We start from the raw sequence: 17,853 nt of genomic DNA on the forward strand, positions 1-17,853 counted from the left end.
GCCGGGCCGAAGGGTTCCCAGGTGCTCAGTCCGGCCGCACATTCCCCGCCCGCACCACCTCGCGCCAGCGCGGGATCTCCTGGGCGATAAGCTGGCCGAAGGCCTGGGGGCTCATGGGCTCGGGGTCCGCGCCTTCGTGGCTGAGCTGGCGCTCCACCTCGGCGCTGCTCAGGCCCTTGTTGACGCGATCGTTGAAGGCGCTGACCAGGGCTGCCGGCGTGCCGGCGGGCGCGACGAGGCCGTACCACTGGTCGGCCTCAAAGCCCTTGAAGCCGCGCTCGGCCACGGTGGGCACGTCGGGCAACACGGCCAGGCGGCGGCTGCTGGAGACGGCCAGCGCCCGCAGCTTGCCCGCCTTCAAATGGGGCAGCAGGGCGGGGATGCCGGTGAAGGTGGCCTGCACCTGGCCGGCCAGCAGGTCGGTCACCGCCGGGGCCGTGCCCCGGTAGGGAATGTGTTCGGCTGGAAAGCCCGCGCGCAGCTTGAGCGACTCAAACGTGATGTGCGCCGCGCTGCCATTGCCGCCCGAGGCGTAGCTGAATTCACCGGGCTTGGCTTTGGCCCGGGCGATGAGGTCTTCCAGCGTGCGGATGTCGCTGTGGGCGTTGACCACCAGCACATTGGGAATGCGGGCCACATGGGCCACCGGGGCGAAATGCCGCAGCGGGTCATACGGCAGCTTGGGGTAGAGCGAGGGGTTGACCGCCATTGTGCCCACATGGCCCATCAGCAGCGTTTGCCCGTCGGGCTCGGCCTTGGCCACCAGATCCGCGGCGATGCTGCCGCCGGCGCCGGGTTTGTTGTCGATCACCACCGTCTGGCCGGGGGCGCCCAGAAAGGGCGCGACCGCCCGCGCCAGGATGTCGGCCGTGCCACCGGGCGTGAAGGGCACGATCAGGCGGATGGGCTTGGTCTGGGCCCGGGCCGGGCCCGAGAGCAGGGCGGCGAGGCTGCCCAGACTGCCCAGCAACAGGGGGCGGCGGGCAAGGGGGCGATGCGGCATGGGGGCGTCCTTGGACAGAGGTTCAGTTCAGGTCAGCAGGGCCAGCCAGTCTTGCAGTGCCCGGGTGACGGCCTCGGGCGACTCCATGGGCGCCATGTGGCCGGCGCCCGGCACCACGGTGAGGGCGGTGGTGCCCCCGCCTTCTTGGATCAGGGCTTGCATCTCAGCGTGCCGGCTGGCGGGGCTCCAGGCGTCGTGCTCGCCGCACAGCAACAGGCTGGGCACGGTGACGCTGCGCAGGGTCGGGGCGGCGTCGGGCCGCTTGAGCAGGGCCTGGATCTGGGCGGCGTGGTGGGCGGGGGTGCGGCGGGCGATCATGGCCACCACCTGCGCGAACAGCGGGCCGTCCAGGAAGGCCGGGGCCACCATGCCACGCGCCCAGTCGCGCGCCATGGCGGCCATGCCTTGCTCGCGGCCCATCTGCAGCAGGCGCTCGCGGCCCGCCCGCTCGGCCACCCCGGCCTCACCCGGCGGCAGCGGGTGGGCGGCGGTGTCCAGCAGGGCCAGGCCGGCCACGCGCTGCGGGGCCAGGCGCCACAAGGCCATGGCCACCCGGCCGCCCATGGAATGGCCGACCACGGCCAGCCGGCCTAAGCCGGCGGCGTCGGCTTGGGCCAGGGCCTGCGCGGCCATCGTGTCGATGGCGTCGGCCAGGCCGTGTTCCACCACTGTGCAGCGCCAGCCGGCGGCGGCCAGCGGGCCGGTCTGGCCGGCCCAGACCTCCGCATCACACAGCAGGCCGGGGAGGAACAGCAGGTCGGGGCGGGTGGTGGCGGTCATTCCGGTTCGATCTTGGCGGCGCGCACCACCTTGCCCCAGTGCTCGATTTCACTGGCCAGCAGGGCGGCCTGCTCGGCCGGGGTGCCGGCTTGGGCGCGCACGCCCAGGCTGCGCAGGCGCTCCACCACGGCGGGCTGGGTCAGCGCCTGGGCGGCGGCGGCACGCACCCGCTCGATGGCAGCGGCCGGCGTGCCGGCTGGCGCGGCCAAGGCGTTCCAGCTGTCCACGGTGTAGTCGGCAATGCCCTGCTCGATGGCGGTGGGCACGTCCGGCAGACCGGGGAAGCGCTTGGGCCCGGTCACGGCCAGCGCGCGGATGACCTTGGCCTGCAACTGCGGCAGCAGCGGGCTGAGGATTTCAAAGGCCACATCGATTTCACCCGCGCGCAGGGCGTTGATGACCGCCGGCGAGCCCTTGTAGGGCACCACCACGGCGTCAATGCCGGCCTTGGCCTTGAACAGCTCGGCGCTCAGGTGCTGGGTGCTGCCCACGGCGATGGTGCCGATGGTGAGCTTGCCGGGCTTGGCCTTGGCATGCGCCACCAGGTCCTTGAGCGTCTGGAAGGGCGAGTTGGCGGGCACGGCCAGACCCAGTTCAAAGAAGCCCAGGGTGGTGATGGGCAGCAGCTGCTTCTGCACGTCAAACGGCAGTTTCTTGACCAGGTGCACGCTCACGGCGGTGGCGTTGCTCATCAGGAGCAGGGTGTGGCCGTCGGGCTGGGCGCCCAGCACCGCCTGGGTGGCGACGATGCCGCCGGCGCCCGGTTTGTTGTCGATGACGATGCTCTGGCCCAGCAGCGGGGCCATGGCCTGGCCTACGGTGCGGGCGGTGATGTCGGCCACGCCACCGGGGGCGAAGGGCACCACCAGGGTGATGGGCCGGCTGGGGAAGTCCGACGCCCAGGCGGTGGGCAGGCAGGGGGCCAGGGCGGCGGCGGCCAGCAGGTGGCGTCGTGCAATCGTCATCGTTGTCTCCAGGGGGGTCGGCAAGGCCCGGCACACGGGCCGGGCGGGGGAGGGAGAGGGCGGCCGGCGGGCCGGCGGCCTCTGGGGGTCAGCCGGCGAACTCTTCGGTGTCGATCTCGGCTTGGGTGGCGCTGTTGTAGCGGGTGCCCTGCACGGCGCCGGGGGCGAAGGCGGCCTCCAGCCGGGCCATCTGCTCAGGGCTCAGCGTGACGGCGGCGGCCCCCAGGTTGTCGTCCAGGTGGGCCAGCGAGGTGGTGCCGGGGATGGGCAGGATGTCCGGACCACGGTGCAGCAGCCAGGCCAGGGCCACCTGGGCCACGCTGGCGCCCGCTTCGGCGCCCACGGCCTTGACCGTCTCCAGCAGCGCCAGGTTGGCCGCGTAGTTGCCGGGCAGGAAACGCGGCATGGCGCGGCGGATGTCTTTGGCGTCGAAGTGGGCCACGTCCAGCACGCGGTCGGTCAGGTAGCCGCGGGCCACCGGGCTGAAGGCCACAAAGGCCACGCCCAGCGCACGGCAGGCGTCGAGCACGGCGATCTCGGGGTTGCGCGTCCACAGCGAGTATTCGGTCTGCAGCGCGGTGATGGGGTGCACGGCATGGGCGCGGCGCAGCGTGGCGGCCGAGACTTCGCTCAGGCCCAGGGTGCGGACCTTGCCCTCTTGCACCAGGCGGGCCATTTCACCCACCGAGTCCTCAATGGGTACTTGCTTGTCCCAACGGTGCAGGTAGTAGAGGTCAATGACGTCGGTGCCCAGGCGCTGCAGGCTGGCCTCCACATCGCGGCGCAGGCTTTCCGGGCGGCCGTCGATCACGCGCTGCAGGGCCCCGTTGGCGCCGGTGGGCTGACCGGTCATGCCGCCCTTGCTGCACAGCGTGATGCGCTGGCGGTGCGGGCCGAGCACCTGGCCGACGAGCTTCTCATTGGCACCAAAACCGTAGAGCGCGGCGGTGTCGAACAGGGTCACGCCCTGGTCCAGGGCGCGCTCCAGCAGGGCCTTGGCGGCCTCAAAGCTCGGGGGCTGGCCGTACGCATGGCTGAGGTTCATGCAGCCCAGGCCGATGGCGGAGACCTGGAAGGGGCCGAGTTGTCGTTGTGGCATGGGGTCAGGCGGGTTCGGTGCGATGGCGCCGCGAGGCAATGTCGGCGAAGAAAAAAGGCCCCGGCAGCCATGGGGCTGCAGGGGCCGTCAATTCTTCCCGGAAGAAGGAAGAAGAAGGAGATCGGTTCAAGCCGGGTGCAGGCACGGTCGGCGTTGAAGGGGCCTGGGCGTCGACGCTCAGCCGTTGAGCTGTTGCTCCAGCTGGTGCAGCACCTGGTAGCAGGGCAGCACGCTGGCCACGCTGCTGTTGGGCTGGCGGCCTTCGCGGATGGCGGCGAAGAACTCGCGGTCCTGCAGCTCGATGCCGTTCATCGACACGTCCACCTGGGACACGTCGATCTTTTCTTCCTTGCCGTTGACCAGATCGTCGTAGCGGGCGATGTAGGTGCCGGTGTCACCGATGTAGCGGAAGAAGGTGCCCAGCGGGCCGTCGTTGTTGAAGGACAGGCTCAGCGTGCAGATCGCGCCGTTGGCGGCCTGGAGCTGGATGCTCATGTCCATGGCGATGCCCAGGGTCGGGTGGATCGGGCCCTGGAGGGCGTTGGCCTTCACGATGGGGCTGCCGCACTGGTAAGCGAACAGGTCCACGGTGTGGGCGGCGTGGTGCCACAGCAGGTGGTCGGTCCAGCTGCGCGGCTGGCCCAGCGCGTTCATGTTGGTGCGGCGGAAGAAGTAGGTCTGCACATCCATCTGCTGGATGTTGAATTCGCCGGCCGTGATCTTCTTGTGCACGTACTGGTGGCTGGGGTTGAAGCGGCGGGTGTGGCCGCACATGGCCACTAGGCCGCTCTCGGCGGCCACGCGCACCACTTCTTCACCTTCGGCCAGGATGTCGCACAGGGGGATTTCCACCTGCACATGCTTGCCGGCCTTCAGGCAGGCCAGGGTTTGGCTGGCGTGCATCTGGGTGGGGGTGCACAGGATGACGGCGTCCAGCTCGGGCAGGGCCAGGCTGTCGGCCAGCTCGGTGGTGACGTGGCCGATGCCGTACTTGGCGGCCACTTCGCGGGTCTTCTCCAGGTCGCGGCTGATCAGCGAGATGACTTCGACGCCGTCGATGTTCTTGATGCCGTCCAGGTGCTTGATGCCGAAGGCGCCGGCACCGGCCAGGGCGACCTTGATGGTCTTGCTCATGGGTGTTGTCCTTGTGAGTCGTGTCGGAGACGGGGGAGGGGCAACGCCGGATCAGGCGTTGTTCTCGAGGATGAGGTGGCCCACCGCGGTGTTGCTGGCAGGCACGTGATAGAAGCGGTGCTTGACCGTGGGGGCCGGGCCGCCGTTGACGTCGGCCATCGCGCCACGGGCGATCAGCCACATCACCAGCTCAATGCCCTCGGAGCCGGCTTCACGCACGTAGTCGATGTGCGGGGTGTCGGCGCAGGCCTTGGGGTCGGCAATCATCTTGTCGAGCCAGGCGTTGTCCCACTCGCGGTTGATCAGGCCGGCGCGGGCGCCCTGCAACTGGTGGCTCATGCCGCCGGTGCCCCAGATCTGCACGTTCAGGTCTTCGTCGAACGATTCCACGGCCTTGCGGATGGCTTGGCCGATCTGGAAGCAGCGGCGGCCCGAGGGCACCGGGTACTGCACCACGTTGACCGCGAAAGGGATGACCTTGAACGGCCACTCCTGCGGCTGGCCGCACATCAGCGACAGCGGCACGGTCAGGCCGTGGTCCACGTCCATTTTGTTGACGATGGTGAGGTCAAAGTCGTCCTGGATGACCGACTGCGTGATGTGCGCGGCCAGCTCCGGATGACCGATGACCTTGGGCACCGGGCGCGGGCCCCAGCCTTCGTCGGCGGGGTTGAACTCGGCGGCGCAACCGATGGCGAAGGTGGGGATCAGCTCCAGGCTGAAGGCGGTGGCATGGTCGTTGTAGACCAGGAACACGACGTCTGGCTTGTTGTCCTTGAGCCATTGCTTGCTGGGCTCGTAGCCGGCAAACAGCGGCTGCCAATACGGCTCATGGGTCTTGCCCAGGTCCATGGCCGCGCCGATGGCGGGCACATGCGAGGTGAAGACGGAGGCGGTGATGCGGGCCATGGGTTTTAGGCTTCCTTCTGGTCTGCCGCGGCGGCGCGGGCCGCACGGCCGGCGGCGCCCTGGGGCTGGTTCTGGGGCTGGGCGTCGCCGTCCTCACCGGGGCGGCGGTTGCCTTCGGCCGAGCGGCCGCCGGCCAGCATCATGGCCATGTACTCTTCCTGGGTCATGCCGGTCATGGTGGCGGCCATGTACTGGAAGCTCTTGCCGTCGGTGGCGCCGATCTTGGCCAGGAAGTAGATGTTGCCGCCGGTGCGCATGCACCAGTTCAGGTCGCGCGCCAGCACGGCCTGCTTCTGCTCCTCGGTCATGGGCCACTCGTCGAGGTAGGCCCGCTCGTCGGCCTTGAAGCGCTCGCGGTTCTCGGCCTTCATCAGGCTCATGCAGAACTGGTTGAGCCAGTAGCCTTTGCGGCTCTGCTCGGCATCAAAGATGAGGGTGCCGGGGATGTCTTTGTAGGGCTTGTCCAGTGCCATGGCTCAGGCTCCCTTCACTTCTTCAGGCCAATACAGGCGCATCGGGTTGTCCACCAGCAGCTTTTGTTGCAGCTCAGGCGTGGGCGCGATGGCGGGGATGAAGTCCACCAGCAGGCCGTCGTCGGGCATGTGGTCCTTCAGGTTGGGGTGGGGCCAGTCGGTGCCCCAGAGCACGCGGTCCGGGAATTCCTCGACCACACGGCGGGCAAAGGGCACCACATCGCGGTAAGCGGCCTGTTCGCCGTTCAGGGCCTTGGGGCCGGTGACAGACAGGCGTTCGGGGCAGCTGACCTTGCTCCAGACGTTGGAGTGCTCGCGCATGAACTTCAGGAACAGCTCGAACTCCGGGCCGTCGATGGGCTTGCTCACGTCCGGGCGGCCCATGTGGTCCACCACCACGGTGGTGGGCAGGGCGGTGAAGAAGTCCCACAGCTCGGGCAGGTCCACCGCTTCAAAGTAGATCACCACGTGCCAGCCCAGCTTGGCGATGCGGCCGGCAATTTCCAGCAACTCGTCCTTGGGCGTGAAGTCCACCAGGCGCTTGACGAAATTGAAGCGCACGCCGCGCACGCCAGCGTCGTGCAGTTCTTGCAGTTGCTCGTCGGTGATGCTGCGGCGCACCGTGGCCACGCCACGCGCCTTGCCGCCGCTGCTCAGGCAGGCGTCCACCATGGCGCGGTTGTCGGCGCCGTGGCAGGTGGCCTGCACCACCACGTTGCGGGCAAAGCCCAGGTGGTCGCGCAGGGCGTACAGCTCGGCCTTGCTGGCGTCGCAGGGGGTGTACTTGCGCTCGGGCGCGTAGGGGAACTCGGCCCCCGGGCCGAAGACATGGCAGTGGGCGTCCACCGCGCCGGCGGGCAGCTGGAAGCGGGGCTTGGCCGGGCCGGTGTACCAGTCCAGCCAGCCGGCGGTCTTGGTGAAGTCGCCCGTGGTCGGTTTGCTCATGATGGGTGAGTCCTTGGAGGGTGTCGTGCGTGGTCTTCTGGCGTGGTCAGGCTCGTGGCGGCCTGTTCACGGGGAGGGGCTCCGGCGGCGCCGGAGCGGTTGGGTTCTGGGCGGGCCGTGCGGCGGCGGCGGCCCGCAGGCGGTCGGCTTCGGGGCGCCAGTCGGGGCTGCGGGCAAAGCCGGGGGTGCCGCGTTCGCCAAACACCCCGGCGTCGGCCAGGTCGGCCACCCAGGCCTGGCGCGCGGCGGTGCCGCTGGCGCTCCAGGGGGTCAGGCCGGCTTCGGCCACGGTGGCGGCCACTTCGCGCACCTCTTCGCTTCGGCGGCGGCCATGCTCGATCACGCGCTGGAAGAAGTAGGCCGCTTGCTTCTCCCAGTCGATGCCGGGAAAGGTTTCTTGCAGGCTGTCGATCAGGGCGTCTTCCACGCCAAAGTGGCGGGCGGCGGTGAAGCTCTCGATGACCATGGCCTCCAAGCCCTTGATCATCACGCTGCGGCACATCTTGGTGGCGCTGGCCACGCCCAGCGTGGGGCTGCCCACGCGGCTGGCAAAACCCAGGGCGTTGACCAGCGGGCTGAGCGTGGCGGCCCAGGGCCCACCGAGCAGCAGCGGCACGCGGCTGCGGTAGGGCGGCACGCTGGTCATCACCGCACCCTCCACATAGCGGCCACCGGCGGCGTCAATGAGCGCGGCGGCCTGCCCCTTGGTGCCGGGTGAGGCGGAATTGAAATCCAGGAAAAAGGCCCCGGCACTCAGCGCCGGGGCACAGGCTCGGGCCACGGCCAGTGTCTGGCTGGCGGTGACGGCGCTGATGATGAAGTCCGACGTGCCGGCCAGCGCGGCGTGGTGGGGGGCCAGCACCACCCCATGCGCGGCGGCGTGGGCCTGCAGCGGGGCGGCGCTGGCGGCCTCGACCAGCTTGAGGTCAAAGGCCGTGACGGCCACGCCCCGGGCACGCAGGTCCTCGGCCAGGATGCGGCCCACCTCGCCGTAGCCCACCAGGCCGATGCGCCAGGCGCGCGGGTCGGTCGGGAGCGGTGCGGCGGGCAGGGGGGGCATCATGGCGGGGCCTTTCAGTCCAGCGCGGCCTTGGCGCGTTCGATCACCTTGCCCCACTTGTTGGACTCTGCGGCAATGAAGGCGTTGAACAGCTGCGGCGTGGTCGGGAAGGGCTCGTAGCCGAAGGTGGCGAACCGGTCCTTGAAGTCCGGCTCGGCCAGCGCGGCCTCCACGTCCTTCTGGATCTTCTCGGCCACGGCCTTGGGCAGGCCCTTGGGCGCGGCGATGGCGGTCCAGCCGGTCACCTCATAGCCGGCGGGGCCACCGCTCTCGGCCACGGTGGGCACGTCGGGGAAGGCCGGGTGGCGCTTGGGCGCGGTCACGGCGATGAACTTGATCTTGCCGGTGCGCTGCAGCGGGCCGGCGGTGGCCAGCGAACCCAGGGACCAGTCCAGCTCCCCATTGGCCACGCCGGTGTACAGCATCGACGTTTCCTTGTAGATGACGTGCTGCATCTCGGTGCCGCTCTGGGCCTCCAGCAGGGCCGAGCCCAGGTGCACCGGGTTGCCCACGCTCCAGGAGCCGTAGTTCAGCTTGCCCGGCCGGGCCTTGGCGTCGGCCAGGATGTCGCCCACCGTCTTGTAGCGGCTGCCGGCCGACACGCCCACGAAGAAGTAGGTGCGGAACAGCGGCGCCAGCGTGTCGAAGTCCTTGCCTGCGTCGTAGGGCAGCTTCTTGAACAGGTGCGGGTAGGCCACCAGGTGCACGTTGTCCAGCTGGATCAGGTCGTGACCGTCGTTGGCACCGCGCTTGAAGGCGTCGATGGCGATGAAGCCGTTACCACCCGGCTTGTTCTCGATGATGACCGGCTGGCCCCACTTCTTCTGGAGCTTCTCGGCCAGCACGCGCAGCACGGCCTCCGGGCCGGCACCGGCCGGGAAGGGCGTGATGATCCGCACCGGACGGGTCGGGAAGGTGACTTGCTGCTGGGCCTGGGCGGCGGGCAGCAGGGTGGCGGCAGCGCCCAGGGTCAGCAGGGCGCGGCGCAGCAGGGACGAGGTCTTCTTGTGCATGGGAGTCTCCAGGGTCGGCACGGTGCCGCCCGCTCGGCGGGATGCCGGGGAGGGGCGTGGCGGCACGCGTGGTCGGATTCGCGGGTCTGGGTGCCAGGCGTCTGGGCCTGGCCTGGCATCTTCGTCCGGTGCCCGCTTTGGCGGTGGCGGCCGGCCCGGTCAGGGCGCGGCCGTCCGCGTCAGTCGATGTAGCGCAGGCCGGCCTGGGCCAGCGGTTCGCGCATCTTGTACATGTCCAGGCCCAGCACGCCGGAGGCCAGCTTGGCGCGCTTCTCGCCTTCAAAGCTCTCGCGCTTGGCGGCGGCGGCGGCCACCACGGCGGCCTGGGCGGCCGGCACGCAGCACACGCCGTCGTCGTCGGCCACGATGGCGTCACCCGGGTTCACCAGCATGCCGGCGCAGACCACGGGGATGTTGACCGAGCCCAGCGTGGCCTTGATGCAGCCCTTGCTGCTGATGGCCTTGCTCCACACCGGGAAGCCCATTTCCTGCAGCGTGCGCACATCGCGCACACCGGCGTCGATGATCAAGGCCCGGGCGCCCCGGGCCTGGAAGCTGGTGGCCAGCAGGTCGCCGAAGTAGCCGTCGGTGCACTCGGCGGTGATGGCGGCCACCACCACGTCGCCGGGCTGGATCTGCTCGGCGGCCACGTGCAGCATCCAGTTGTCGCCCGGGTGCAGCAGTACGGTCACGGCAGTGCCGCTGACCTGGGCGCCGGGATAGATCGGACGCATGTAGGGCTTGAGCAGACCCACACGGCCCTGGGCTTCGTGCACCGTGGCCGAGCCCAGCGCCGCCATGCGGTCGGTGGCCTCGCGGTCGGCGCGGCGGATGTTGCGGTAGACGACGCCCAGTTCGTACATGCTTGGAATCCTTGTGGAATGTCGGGGAAGCCCCAGATTCGAGTCCATCGGATTCTGCGGGCGCTCTGCCATGCCGGCTAGGAAGCGCTGGCACTAGCAGCTATCGCATTTCGGCATGGATTTCCCCGACGGCAGCGGGGTGGAAGGCAAAGGGCATGGCGTGGAGGGGCTGAACGGTGTCGGGGTGGCGGTGTTGCTGGGGCTGGCCGCGGCCTTGGCCATGGTGCTGCAGCCGCGGTGGCGCCGGGCGCGCCGCGAGCGGGTGGCCGCGCAGCCCCTGCCTGAGGCGTGGCGGCAGGCGCTGCGCGATCAGGTGCCGTTGCTGGCCCGCCTGCCGGCGCCGCGGCAGCGACAGCTGAGGCAGCGCCTGCAGGTGTTTCTGGCGGAGGTGCCCTTCATCGGCTGCGCCGGCCTGGAGGTGACCGAGGCCATGCGCCTGAGCATTGCCGCGCAGGCCTGCCTGCTGCTGCTGGGGCGGCCGGAGGCGAGCTATGAGTCGCTGCGCCAGGTGCTGGTCTACCCGGGGGGCTTTGTGGTGGACCGCCAGCGCCGCGACGAGGCCGGCGTGGTCCATGAGGAGCGGGTGGCCCATGCCGGCGAGAGCTGGGCCGAGGGCCAGGTGGTGCTGAGCTGGGACGACGTGGCCTATGGCGCGGAGGTGCCCGACGACGGGATGAACGTGGTGTTGCATGAATTCGCCCACCAGCTGGACCAGGCCGGGCTGCGTGTGCTCAGCGGCCCGCCGGGACCGCAGGACGCGCCGGCACCGCCGGCCACGGCGCGGGCCCATGCGGCCTGGCAGGCCCGCCTGGATGAAGCCTTCGAGGCGTTCTGTGCACGCTGCGCCGCCGGGCGGCCAGGCCTGCTCGACCCCTACGGGGCCACGGCGCCTGAGGAGTTCTTTGCCGTGGCCACCGAGGCCTTCTTTGAGCAGCCCCTGGCCATGCGCTACCAGCTGCCCGGCCTCTACGCCGACCTGCAGGCCTTCTACGGACAGGACCCCGCGGGCTGGTGAGTGGCGCTGGCGGGGCGCTCCCCGGCGCGGCTCAGCCCCGCAGACGCCGCCGCAGGCGGCGCAGTGCCGGGCGGACATGGAAGTCCACCACGTCCTTGCGGAACGAGGCCCACAGCCCGTCCACGGGCACGCCCGAAGCCCGGAACAGGCGCCAGAGTTCGCGGTGGTAGTGCCAGGGCGCCTCGTTGGCGGCAAAGTGCATCATCACCGGCTCATAGACTTGGCCGTCCAGCCGCTCGACCAGGCGGCAGTGGCCATGCCGCGCGTCCATCTCCAGTGTGCCGGGCTGGGCCGACAGGTAGCGGGCCAGCACGCCGGACTCCAGCATTGGCGGCAGACCCAGGCGGGTCAGGACGATGTTGAGGGCATCCTCATCGGCAAAACGGATGTCGCCGGCGATCTCGCGGTAGCGCGCTGCCACGTCCCGCGCCATGTCGAACACCTCGCGGCAGCCAGGTTTGACGAACAGCGCATGGCCGGCTCCGTCGATGCAGGTGAAGCGGGCCGCGCCGATGTCGCGCAGCATGCGGGCACGGTCCAGGCCGAAGCTGCTGAAGCCCTCATTGCAGTAAATGCCCACCGCCGCGTAGGGCTGGTGGCACCAGCGGGCCACCAGGGGCGCGATGGGCTTGAACACCAGCATGTCCGAGTCCAGGAAGAAGGTGGTCTGGAACGGGCTGTAGTCGTCCAGGTGCACCTTGTGGATGAAGCCCCTGAGCCCGGGCTTCTCCAGGATGACCTGGTCAAAGTAGGGCCTCAGGCGTTCACCCACCGCCGCCGAACAGGCCACCGCGGTGGGCACGCCCGGGTTGCTGACGCGCAGCGACAGGGCCAGGCCGATGGCCTTGACGGCATCGGAAGGGGTGGCCAGCGTGAGGATGCCGAAGTCCGGCCGGCCCGCCGCGGCGGGGGGCGTTGCGGGGTGTTCGGTGGGAGGGTCCTGGGCGGCCACGTACTTCTCTTCTGGGATGGCGAGCGTTTCATTGTGCCCGGGCCGCCCGCGCTGGCCTGTCGCCCAAACCCGGTCTGGCGGGCAGACCCGGGCAGGGTGATGCACCCCTCAACTGAATCCGTTCTGCCGCCAGGCCTCAAACACGGCCACCGCCACCGCATTGCTCAGGTTGAGGCTGCGCTGGCCGGCCCGCATGGGCAGCCGCAGCCACTGCGCCTGTGGATAAGTCTCGCGCAGTGCCGGTGGCAGGCCGGCGCTCTCGGCGCCGAACACCAGGGTGTCTCCCGGTTGCCAGGCGATGTCCACATGGCGGGCCGTGCCCCGGGTGGTGAACAGGAAGCAGCGTGCCGGATCGGGCTGCTCGGCCTGCAGGAAGGCGGCCCAGTCCGCATGGCGGCGCACGGGGGCGTACTCGTGGTAGTCCAGGCCGGCGCGGCGCAACAGCTTGTCGTCCATGGAAAAGCCCAGCGGCTCCACCAGATGCAGGCTGCAGCCGGTGTTGGCGGCCAGGCGGATGACGTTGCCCGTGTTGGGGGGGATCTCGGGATGGACCAGGACAATGCGGAACATGCCGGCATTGTGGGCGCAAGCCGCGCCACCGCCGCGGCTCAGGGTGTGCGGGTCACCACCCACCAGCAGACGCCGGCCACACCGGCCTCGCGCAGCGCCTGGCTGGCCGCGCGCAGCGTGGCACCGGTGGTCAGCACGTCGTCCACCAGGGCGACCTGCCGGCCGGCCAGCAGGTCGCGGCAGCCCGGGGCGGGCATGAAGGCACCCTGCAGGTTGGCCAGCCGCGCCTGGCGTCCGTCCTGTCCGGTCTGGGCGTCGGTGTCGCGCCATCGCAGCAACAGGTCGGGCCTGGCGGTCAGCCCCAGGGGGCCCGCCAGCCGCCGGGCCACCTCCCAGGCCTGGTTGTAGCCGCGGACCTGCAGCCGCCGCGGCGCCAGCGGCACCGGCACCACCCAGTCCACGGGCGCCCGGGCCACCGGCAGTCGGTCCAGGGCCTGGGCCAGCAGCGGTGCCAGCCACGCCGCCAGTTCGGGCTGTTGCTGAAACTTCAGGCGGCTGACCAGACCGTCCCAGGGCAGGCCGTAGTCCGCCCCCACCACCACCTGGGTGGCGCGCGCCGAGGCGGGCGGACAGTCGTGGCAGGCATTGCACCAGACGTGGCGGGGCATGCCGCAGCCCAGGCAACGCGGCTGCGGCGCGGCAAAGCGCGCCAGGCACAAGGTGCAGCGGTGGCCCCGGGTCCACAGCCCGCAGGCCGGACAGCGGGCGGGCAGGGCCTGCCAAGCGCGGTGCACCGCCGGCAGCAAGGCCTGTCTCAGGCCCCGGCCCGGGCTGGGGGAGGACATGGGCGGGGCCGGGCAAGGCTCAGGCATGGCTCAATATACTGCCCGACATGTCTGTGCTGCCGCCGTCCACCGCCGTCTACCTGCCGTCTGCCGAGGGGGGGGAGGCCGCGTCCGGCCGCTCGCGTGGGCTGGATTTGCGGGCCAGCCGGCGGGCTTTGCGTCGTCGGCTGCAGGCCCCCCAGTCGCCCTGGCTGGACCAGGAGGTCTCGCGTCGCATGGCCGAGCGACTGGGGGTCATCCGCCAGCCGCCGGCCCGGGTGCTGGACTGGTCCTGTGCACCCGCCTCGCCCGATCCCGCCCTGCGCGCAGCCCTTCAGCCGGTGCAATGGGGCCAGGTGTGGCCCGCCGGTGGCGACTTGCCGGCGCCGCTGGCCGCGCCGTGGTGGCGCCAGGCCTGGCGCCAGGTCCGTGGTGCGGGTCAGGCGGCGGTGCCGGTGCCGCAGGACGAGGTGGCCCGGGGGGGCTGGGATCTGGTCTGGTCGGTCATGGCGCTGCCACTGGTCGATGACCCGGTGGCCCTGCTGCGCCAGTGGCACCGTGCATTGGTGCCGGGGGGCTTCCTGATGTTCGCCACCCTGGGGCCGGGCAGTCTGGCCAGCCTCCGGGGGCTCTACCAGCGCCTGGGTTGGGGCCCGGCCATGGCGCCGTTGGTGGACATGCACGACCTGGGGGACATGCTGGTGGAGGCGGGTTTTGCCGACCCGGTGATGGACCAGGAGACGCTCACCCTGACCTTCTCCCGTCCCCAGGACCTGATGGCCGAGCTGCGTGGCCTGGGGGCCAACCTCGACCCGGGCCGCCATGCCGGCCTGCGCACGCCCCGCTGGCTGGACCGTTGGCAGCAGGCCCTGCTGGCCTTGGGGTCGGTGGCGCCGCAGGGGCGGATTCCGCTGGAGCTGGAGCTGGTTTACGGTCATGCCTTCCGTGGGCCGGACCGCGGACCGGCGGTGAGCGCCGAAGCCCGCATCGGGCTGGAGGACATGACCGCCATGCTGCGCCGACGGCCCCCGGGCTGAGGTGCGCCCGGCGCTGGCGCATGCCGCGCCCAGGCTTCGCCTGCCAGCAGCGCCACCAGCAGGGTGAAAAGCAGGGCTGCGCCCACGGAGTGCACCAGCGCCGCGGCCAGCGGCCAGCTCAGCACCACGTTGGACACTCCCGTGACCAGTTGCAACGCCAGCAGCCCGGCCAGTGCCTGGCCCCAACGCCGCTCCACCGGCTGGCGCCACAGCCGCCACGCCAGCACACCCAGGCAGCCCAGCACCAGCATCGCAAACAGCCGGTGGGTCCAGTGGATGGCCACCAGTGCCTCAAAGGCCAGCAGCCCGCCGTCCTGGGCATGGCCCAGCGGGCGCAGCGGCGAGAAGCCTTGTGACCACGCCATCGACGGCCAGAAACTGCCGTTGCAGGCCGGAAATCCCTGGCAGGCCAGCACAGCATAGTTGGTGCTGACCCAGCCACCCAGCGCCACCTGCACCGTCAGCAGGCCCAGGCCTACCCCGGCCAGGCGGCGCCAGGTCTGGGGGTGCATCGCCGGTGGGGGGGCCAGCGCCTGACGGTAGGACATGTGCTGCAGCGCCAGCAGGCCCAGCAGCACCAGGGCGCCCAGCAGGTGCAAGGTGACGATGGCGGGGTAGAGCTTGAGGGTCACCGTGTACTTGCCGAACAGGCCCTGCACAACCACCCAGACCAGCGTGAGCGCGGCCCAGCCGGGGGAATGGGGCAGGGCGCGGCGGTGCCGCCAGGCCGCCACCGCCCCGATGAGGATCAGCAGCCCCACGGCCATGGCCAGGTAGCGGTGAACCATCTCGATCCAGGCCTTGGCCCAGGTCACCGGTCCGTCGGGCTGCGCAGCCTCGGCCTGCGCAATATGGGCCTGGGCCCCCACCGGGCTGGCCAGACCGTAGCAGCCTGGCCAGTCCGGGCAGCCCAAGCCGGAATCGCTCAGCCGGGTGAAGACGCCGAAGGCGAGCAGGTCCAGGGTCAGGAACAGGGTCAGGGCGGTCAGGGCCGCCAGCCGGCGTGCCGGCGGCTGGCCCCGCTGGCTCAACAGCCACCAGGTCAGCGGCACGGCGGCCAGCAGGCCGCCGACCAGGGCCAGTCGGATCAAGGCATCCACGTTCACGGGCGGCGGGCTCCGGGGTAGGGGCAGGACAGGGCGCAGGCTCTCAGGCTCATCCTCTGGGCCGCGTCCTGCGGGGCTGACCCGGGGGCAGGGCGCACCTGCGTGATCCGATTGTGCGGCCGCGCAGACGTGCATTCCTGCACGGCGCCATCAGGGCAAATGCTGACGGCGTGCGTTTGTCATCTGTCAAGCCAGCGGCTAGCATGATCCAAACAAAGGGGCGGCCTCGCTTGACACTTCGCATGCTTGTCAGGGGCGAGCCAGAACCCCCATCCACCCACCCAGCCGCCCATGGCGCCGCACACAGCCGGCGACGCGGCGTGGCCTGAGCCACAGGAGACAGCATGTCGCATGACGCCAGCGCGGCCCACGGCCACCCTCACGGCCATTCCCATGGTCATGAGCACGACCCTGGCCACCACGGCGGGCACTGGGAATGGAGCGCGTATCCCTTCCTGGCCAGCATGGGCATCCTGGCCTTGGCCCTGGCCTTCAGCTTCCAGTTCGTGTACCACAGCGGTCTGTGGGCGGCCGTCACCCTGGGGGTGGGCGTGGTGCTGGTGCTGGCCGGGGTGGTGGGCTGGACGTCCGAGGCCATGGGTGCCGGCGAAGGCCTGTCCTACGGCGCCATGGGCTGGTTCATCCTGGCCGAGGCGATGATCTTCGTCTCCTTCTTCGCCAACTACTGGTTCAACCGCCTCAATGCGCCCTTTTGGCCCCCCGAGGGCACGCCCCACATCGACACGATGCTCCCGCTGGTCATGACCGCGGTGCTCGTGGCGTCCTCCTTCACCATCCACCACGCTGAGTCGCAGATGCACCATGGCCGCCTGGCCAGCGCGCGCACCTGGATCCTGCTGACCGTGGTGCTGGGGGCGATCTTCCTGGGCATGTCCATGTGGGAGTGGAGCCACCTGATGCACGGGGGCTTCAAGCCTGGCACCAACCTGTTCAGCACCAGCTTCTTTGCGATCACCGGTTTCCACGGTGGTCACGTGATCGTGGGCCTGTCCATCTTCTTGGCCGGGGTGCCCAGCCTGATGCGCGGCCAGCCCAACCTGGGCTTCTGGCGGTCGGCGGGGCTGTACTGGCACTTCGTGGACATCATCTGGTTCTTCGTGGTCTCCCAGATCTATTTCTGGTGATCTGACGCCGGCCGGCCGTCTTCGGACTGGGTGCAGGACCATGAACGCTTCCCGGCATGCCCGTGCTCGGTGCGAACGCCGCAGGGCCGCCACGCCGTCGGTGGGGTGGCGCGCGCACGCGTGGTGGCTGGCCGGTCTGCTGGCCCTGGTGTTGGGCGGGGCCCGGGCGGGGGCCTTGCCGCCTGGTGAGGGGCACACCCAGTTCGACCCGGCGATCATGAAGATCGATGAGGCCCGCCACCTGGGGCAGGCCCTGCAGCGCGACACCGTGCTGCTGGACGAGGCGGGCAGGCCGTTCACCCCGGGGCAGCTGTTGGGCCAGCCGGTGGTGCTGGTGCTGTCCTACTACGGCTGCGACGGCACCTGTCCGGTGGTCAACCGCAACCTGGCCCAGGTGCTGGCGGGGGTGGACCGCTTCCGCGCGGGGCGCGACTTCCAGGTGCTCACCGTGTCCTTTGACGATCGGGACGACCCCGCGTTGGCCGGCCGCTTCCGCCAGGCCCTGACGGCCGAGGTGCCGGGGGCCGGGGCCGGCTGGCGCTTTGCCGTGCTGGGCGACCGCTCGCCCGAGGCGGTGCGCGCCTTCGCCGCCCAGGTCGGTTTCAACTTCTTCTGGTCGCGTACCGACCGCATGTTCGTCCACCCCAACGTGCTGGTCTTCCTCACGCCCGAGGGGCGTGTGGCCCGCTACCTCTACGGCACCCGCCTGGAGGCCCGCACCGTGGAGCTGGCGCTCATCGATGCCGACTGGGGGCGCATCAGCAACAGCGCTGACGCCTTCTTTGACATGGTCACCGGCGCCTGCTTCAGCTACAGCTACGCCGACGGCCGCTACCAGCCCAACTACGCGCTGCTGGCCGGCGTGGGCTCCCTTCTCCTCGGCCTGGGCCTGATGGCCACAGGCGCGATCGTCTACCGCAGAAAACTAGCCCGGAGAACCGTGCATGCCCACTGACACCTTGGACCCCCACAACCGGCCTCGCCGCGGGCCGCAGGCCGCCGGGAGGATCCTGCGCGGGA

At 70.5% G+C, this 17,853-nt stretch carries 19 protein-coding genes; 4 read left to right on the forward strand and 15 right to left on the reverse strand.

Annotated elements, in window-relative coordinates; translation table 11 throughout:
• Positions 1-25 precede the first annotated feature (25 nt).
• The 11 genes from G3A44_RS15230 to ligK all read right to left on the reverse strand — a co-directional run bounded on the left by G3A44_RS15230 (position 26) and on the right by ligK (position 10,244).
• Complete coding sequence (locus G3A44_RS15230) at positions 26-1,003, reverse strand: Bug family tripartite tricarboxylate transporter substrate binding protein (RefSeq protein ID WP_163458508.1); 978 nt, start codon at positions 1,001-1,003, stop codon at positions 26-28.
• Between the two features lie 27 nt (positions 1,004-1,030).
• Positions 1,031-1,783 (reverse strand): alpha/beta fold hydrolase, encoded by a 753-nt coding sequence (locus G3A44_RS15235; protein ID WP_163458510.1) that lies wholly within the window; start codon positions 1,781-1,783, stop codon positions 1,031-1,033.
• Positions 1,780-2,748: a Bug family tripartite tricarboxylate transporter substrate binding protein gene (locus tag G3A44_RS15240; RefSeq protein ID WP_163458512.1), complete on the reverse strand. Its 969-nt coding sequence runs from the start codon at positions 2,746-2,748 to the stop codon at positions 1,780-1,782. Before G3A44_RS15240 ends, G3A44_RS15235 begins: the two co-directional genes overlap by 4 nt.
• 88 nt (positions 2,749-2,836) lie before the next feature.
• On the reverse strand, positions 2,837-3,847 hold the full coding sequence (locus G3A44_RS15245) for an aldo/keto reductase (protein ID WP_163458514.1): 1,011 nt from the start codon (positions 3,845-3,847) through the stop codon (positions 2,837-2,839).
• A 177-nt stretch (positions 3,848-4,024) separates the two neighbouring features.
• A complete protein-coding gene (locus G3A44_RS15250) occupies positions 4,025-4,981 on the reverse strand; it encodes a Gfo/Idh/MocA family oxidoreductase (RefSeq protein ID WP_163458516.1) in 957 nt (318 codons plus the stop codon).
• Positions 4,982-5,032: 51 nt separating this feature from the next.
• On the reverse strand, positions 5,033-5,890 hold the full coding sequence (locus tag G3A44_RS15255) for a class III extradiol dioxygenase subunit beta (RefSeq protein ID WP_163458517.1): 858 nt from the start codon (positions 5,888-5,890) through the stop codon (positions 5,033-5,035).
• Positions 5,891-5,895: 5 nt separating this feature from the next.
• A complete protein-coding gene (gene ligA / locus G3A44_RS15260; RefSeq protein WP_163458518.1) occupies positions 5,896-6,363 on the reverse strand; it encodes a protocatechuate 4,5-dioxygenase subunit alpha in 468 nt (155 codons plus the stop codon).
• Positions 6,364-6,366: 3 nt separating this feature from the next.
• Positions 6,367-7,308: an amidohydrolase family protein gene (locus tag G3A44_RS15265; protein ID WP_163458519.1), complete on the reverse strand. Its 942-nt coding sequence runs from the start codon at positions 7,306-7,308 to the stop codon at positions 6,367-6,369.
• A gap of 46 nt (positions 7,309-7,354) precedes the next feature.
• Positions 7,355-8,371: a DUF1932 domain-containing protein gene (locus G3A44_RS15270; RefSeq protein WP_239061902.1), complete on the reverse strand. Its 1,017-nt coding sequence runs from the start codon at positions 8,369-8,371 to the stop codon at positions 7,355-7,357.
• An 11-nt stretch (positions 8,372-8,382) separates the two neighbouring features.
• On the reverse strand, positions 8,383-9,381 hold the full coding sequence (locus G3A44_RS15275; RefSeq protein WP_163458520.1) for a Bug family tripartite tricarboxylate transporter substrate binding protein: 999 nt from the start codon (positions 9,379-9,381) through the stop codon (positions 8,383-8,385).
• A gap of 179 nt (positions 9,382-9,560) precedes the next feature.
• The gene (ligK, locus tag G3A44_RS15280; protein ID WP_163458521.1) at positions 9,561-10,244 is read right to left on the reverse strand and encodes a 4-carboxy-4-hydroxy-2-oxoadipate aldolase/oxaloacetate decarboxylase; all 684 of its coding nucleotides are present in this window, start codon (positions 10,242-10,244) and stop codon (positions 9,561-9,563) included.
• A gap of 115 nt (positions 10,245-10,359) precedes the next feature.
• Between ligK and G3A44_RS15285 the strand changes: the two genes are divergently transcribed.
• Positions 10,360-11,259, forward strand: coding sequence for a M90 family metallopeptidase (locus tag G3A44_RS15285; protein WP_163458522.1), 900 nt, complete (start codon positions 10,360-10,362; stop codon positions 11,257-11,259).
• 31 nt (positions 11,260-11,290) lie between these two features.
• Here the strand turns inward: G3A44_RS15285 and G3A44_RS15290 are convergent, their stop codons facing one another.
• The 3 genes from G3A44_RS15290 to G3A44_RS15300 all read right to left on the reverse strand — a co-directional run bounded on the left by G3A44_RS15290 (position 11,291) and on the right by G3A44_RS15300 (position 13,566).
• Entirely contained in the window at positions 11,291-12,211 is a 921-nt protein-coding gene (locus G3A44_RS15290; protein ID WP_163458523.1) for a glycosyltransferase family protein, read from the reverse strand.
• A 108-nt stretch (positions 12,212-12,319) separates the two neighbouring features.
• Complete coding sequence (locus G3A44_RS15295; RefSeq protein WP_163458525.1) at positions 12,320-12,781, reverse strand: tRNA (cytidine(34)-2'-O)-methyltransferase; 462 nt, start codon at positions 12,779-12,781, stop codon at positions 12,320-12,322.
• 38 nt (positions 12,782-12,819) lie between these two features.
• The gene (locus G3A44_RS15300; protein ID WP_239061903.1) at positions 12,820-13,566 is read right to left on the reverse strand and encodes a ComF family protein; all 747 of its coding nucleotides are present in this window, start codon (positions 13,564-13,566) and stop codon (positions 12,820-12,822) included.
• 47 nt (positions 13,567-13,613) lie between these two features.
• On the opposite strand from G3A44_RS15300, the gene G3A44_RS15305 reads away from it, so the two are divergent.
• Positions 13,614-14,582 carry a methyltransferase domain-containing protein gene (locus G3A44_RS15305; protein ID WP_163458527.1) on the forward strand — a complete coding sequence of 323 codons (969 nt, stop codon included), beginning with the start codon at positions 13,614-13,616 and terminating at the stop codon, positions 14,580-14,582.
• On the opposite strand, the gene G3A44_RS15310 is transcribed toward G3A44_RS15305, so the two are convergent.
• Complete coding sequence (locus tag G3A44_RS15310; RefSeq protein WP_310734390.1) at positions 14,480-15,688, reverse strand: COX15/CtaA family protein; 1,209 nt, start codon at positions 15,686-15,688, stop codon at positions 14,480-14,482. The two genes, G3A44_RS15305 and G3A44_RS15310, sit on opposite strands and share 103 nt — an antisense overlap.
• Positions 15,689-16,032: 344 nt before the next feature.
• Between G3A44_RS15310 and G3A44_RS15315 the strand changes: the two genes are divergently transcribed.
• On the forward strand, positions 16,033-16,833 hold the full coding sequence (locus G3A44_RS15315; RefSeq protein ID WP_163458531.1) for a cytochrome c oxidase subunit 3: 801 nt from the start codon (positions 16,033-16,035) through the stop codon (positions 16,831-16,833).
• A gap of 40 nt (positions 16,834-16,873) precedes the next feature.
• On the forward strand, positions 16,874-17,788 hold the full coding sequence (locus tag G3A44_RS15320) for an SCO family protein (RefSeq protein ID WP_163458532.1): 915 nt from the start codon (positions 16,874-16,876) through the stop codon (positions 17,786-17,788).
• Positions 17,789-17,853 lie beyond the last annotated feature (65 nt).

The sequence above is a fragment of the Ideonella livida genome, assembly GCF_010499455.1.
Taxonomy (GTDB): domain Bacteria; phylum Pseudomonadota; class Gammaproteobacteria; order Burkholderiales; family Burkholderiaceae_C; genus Ideonella; species Ideonella livida.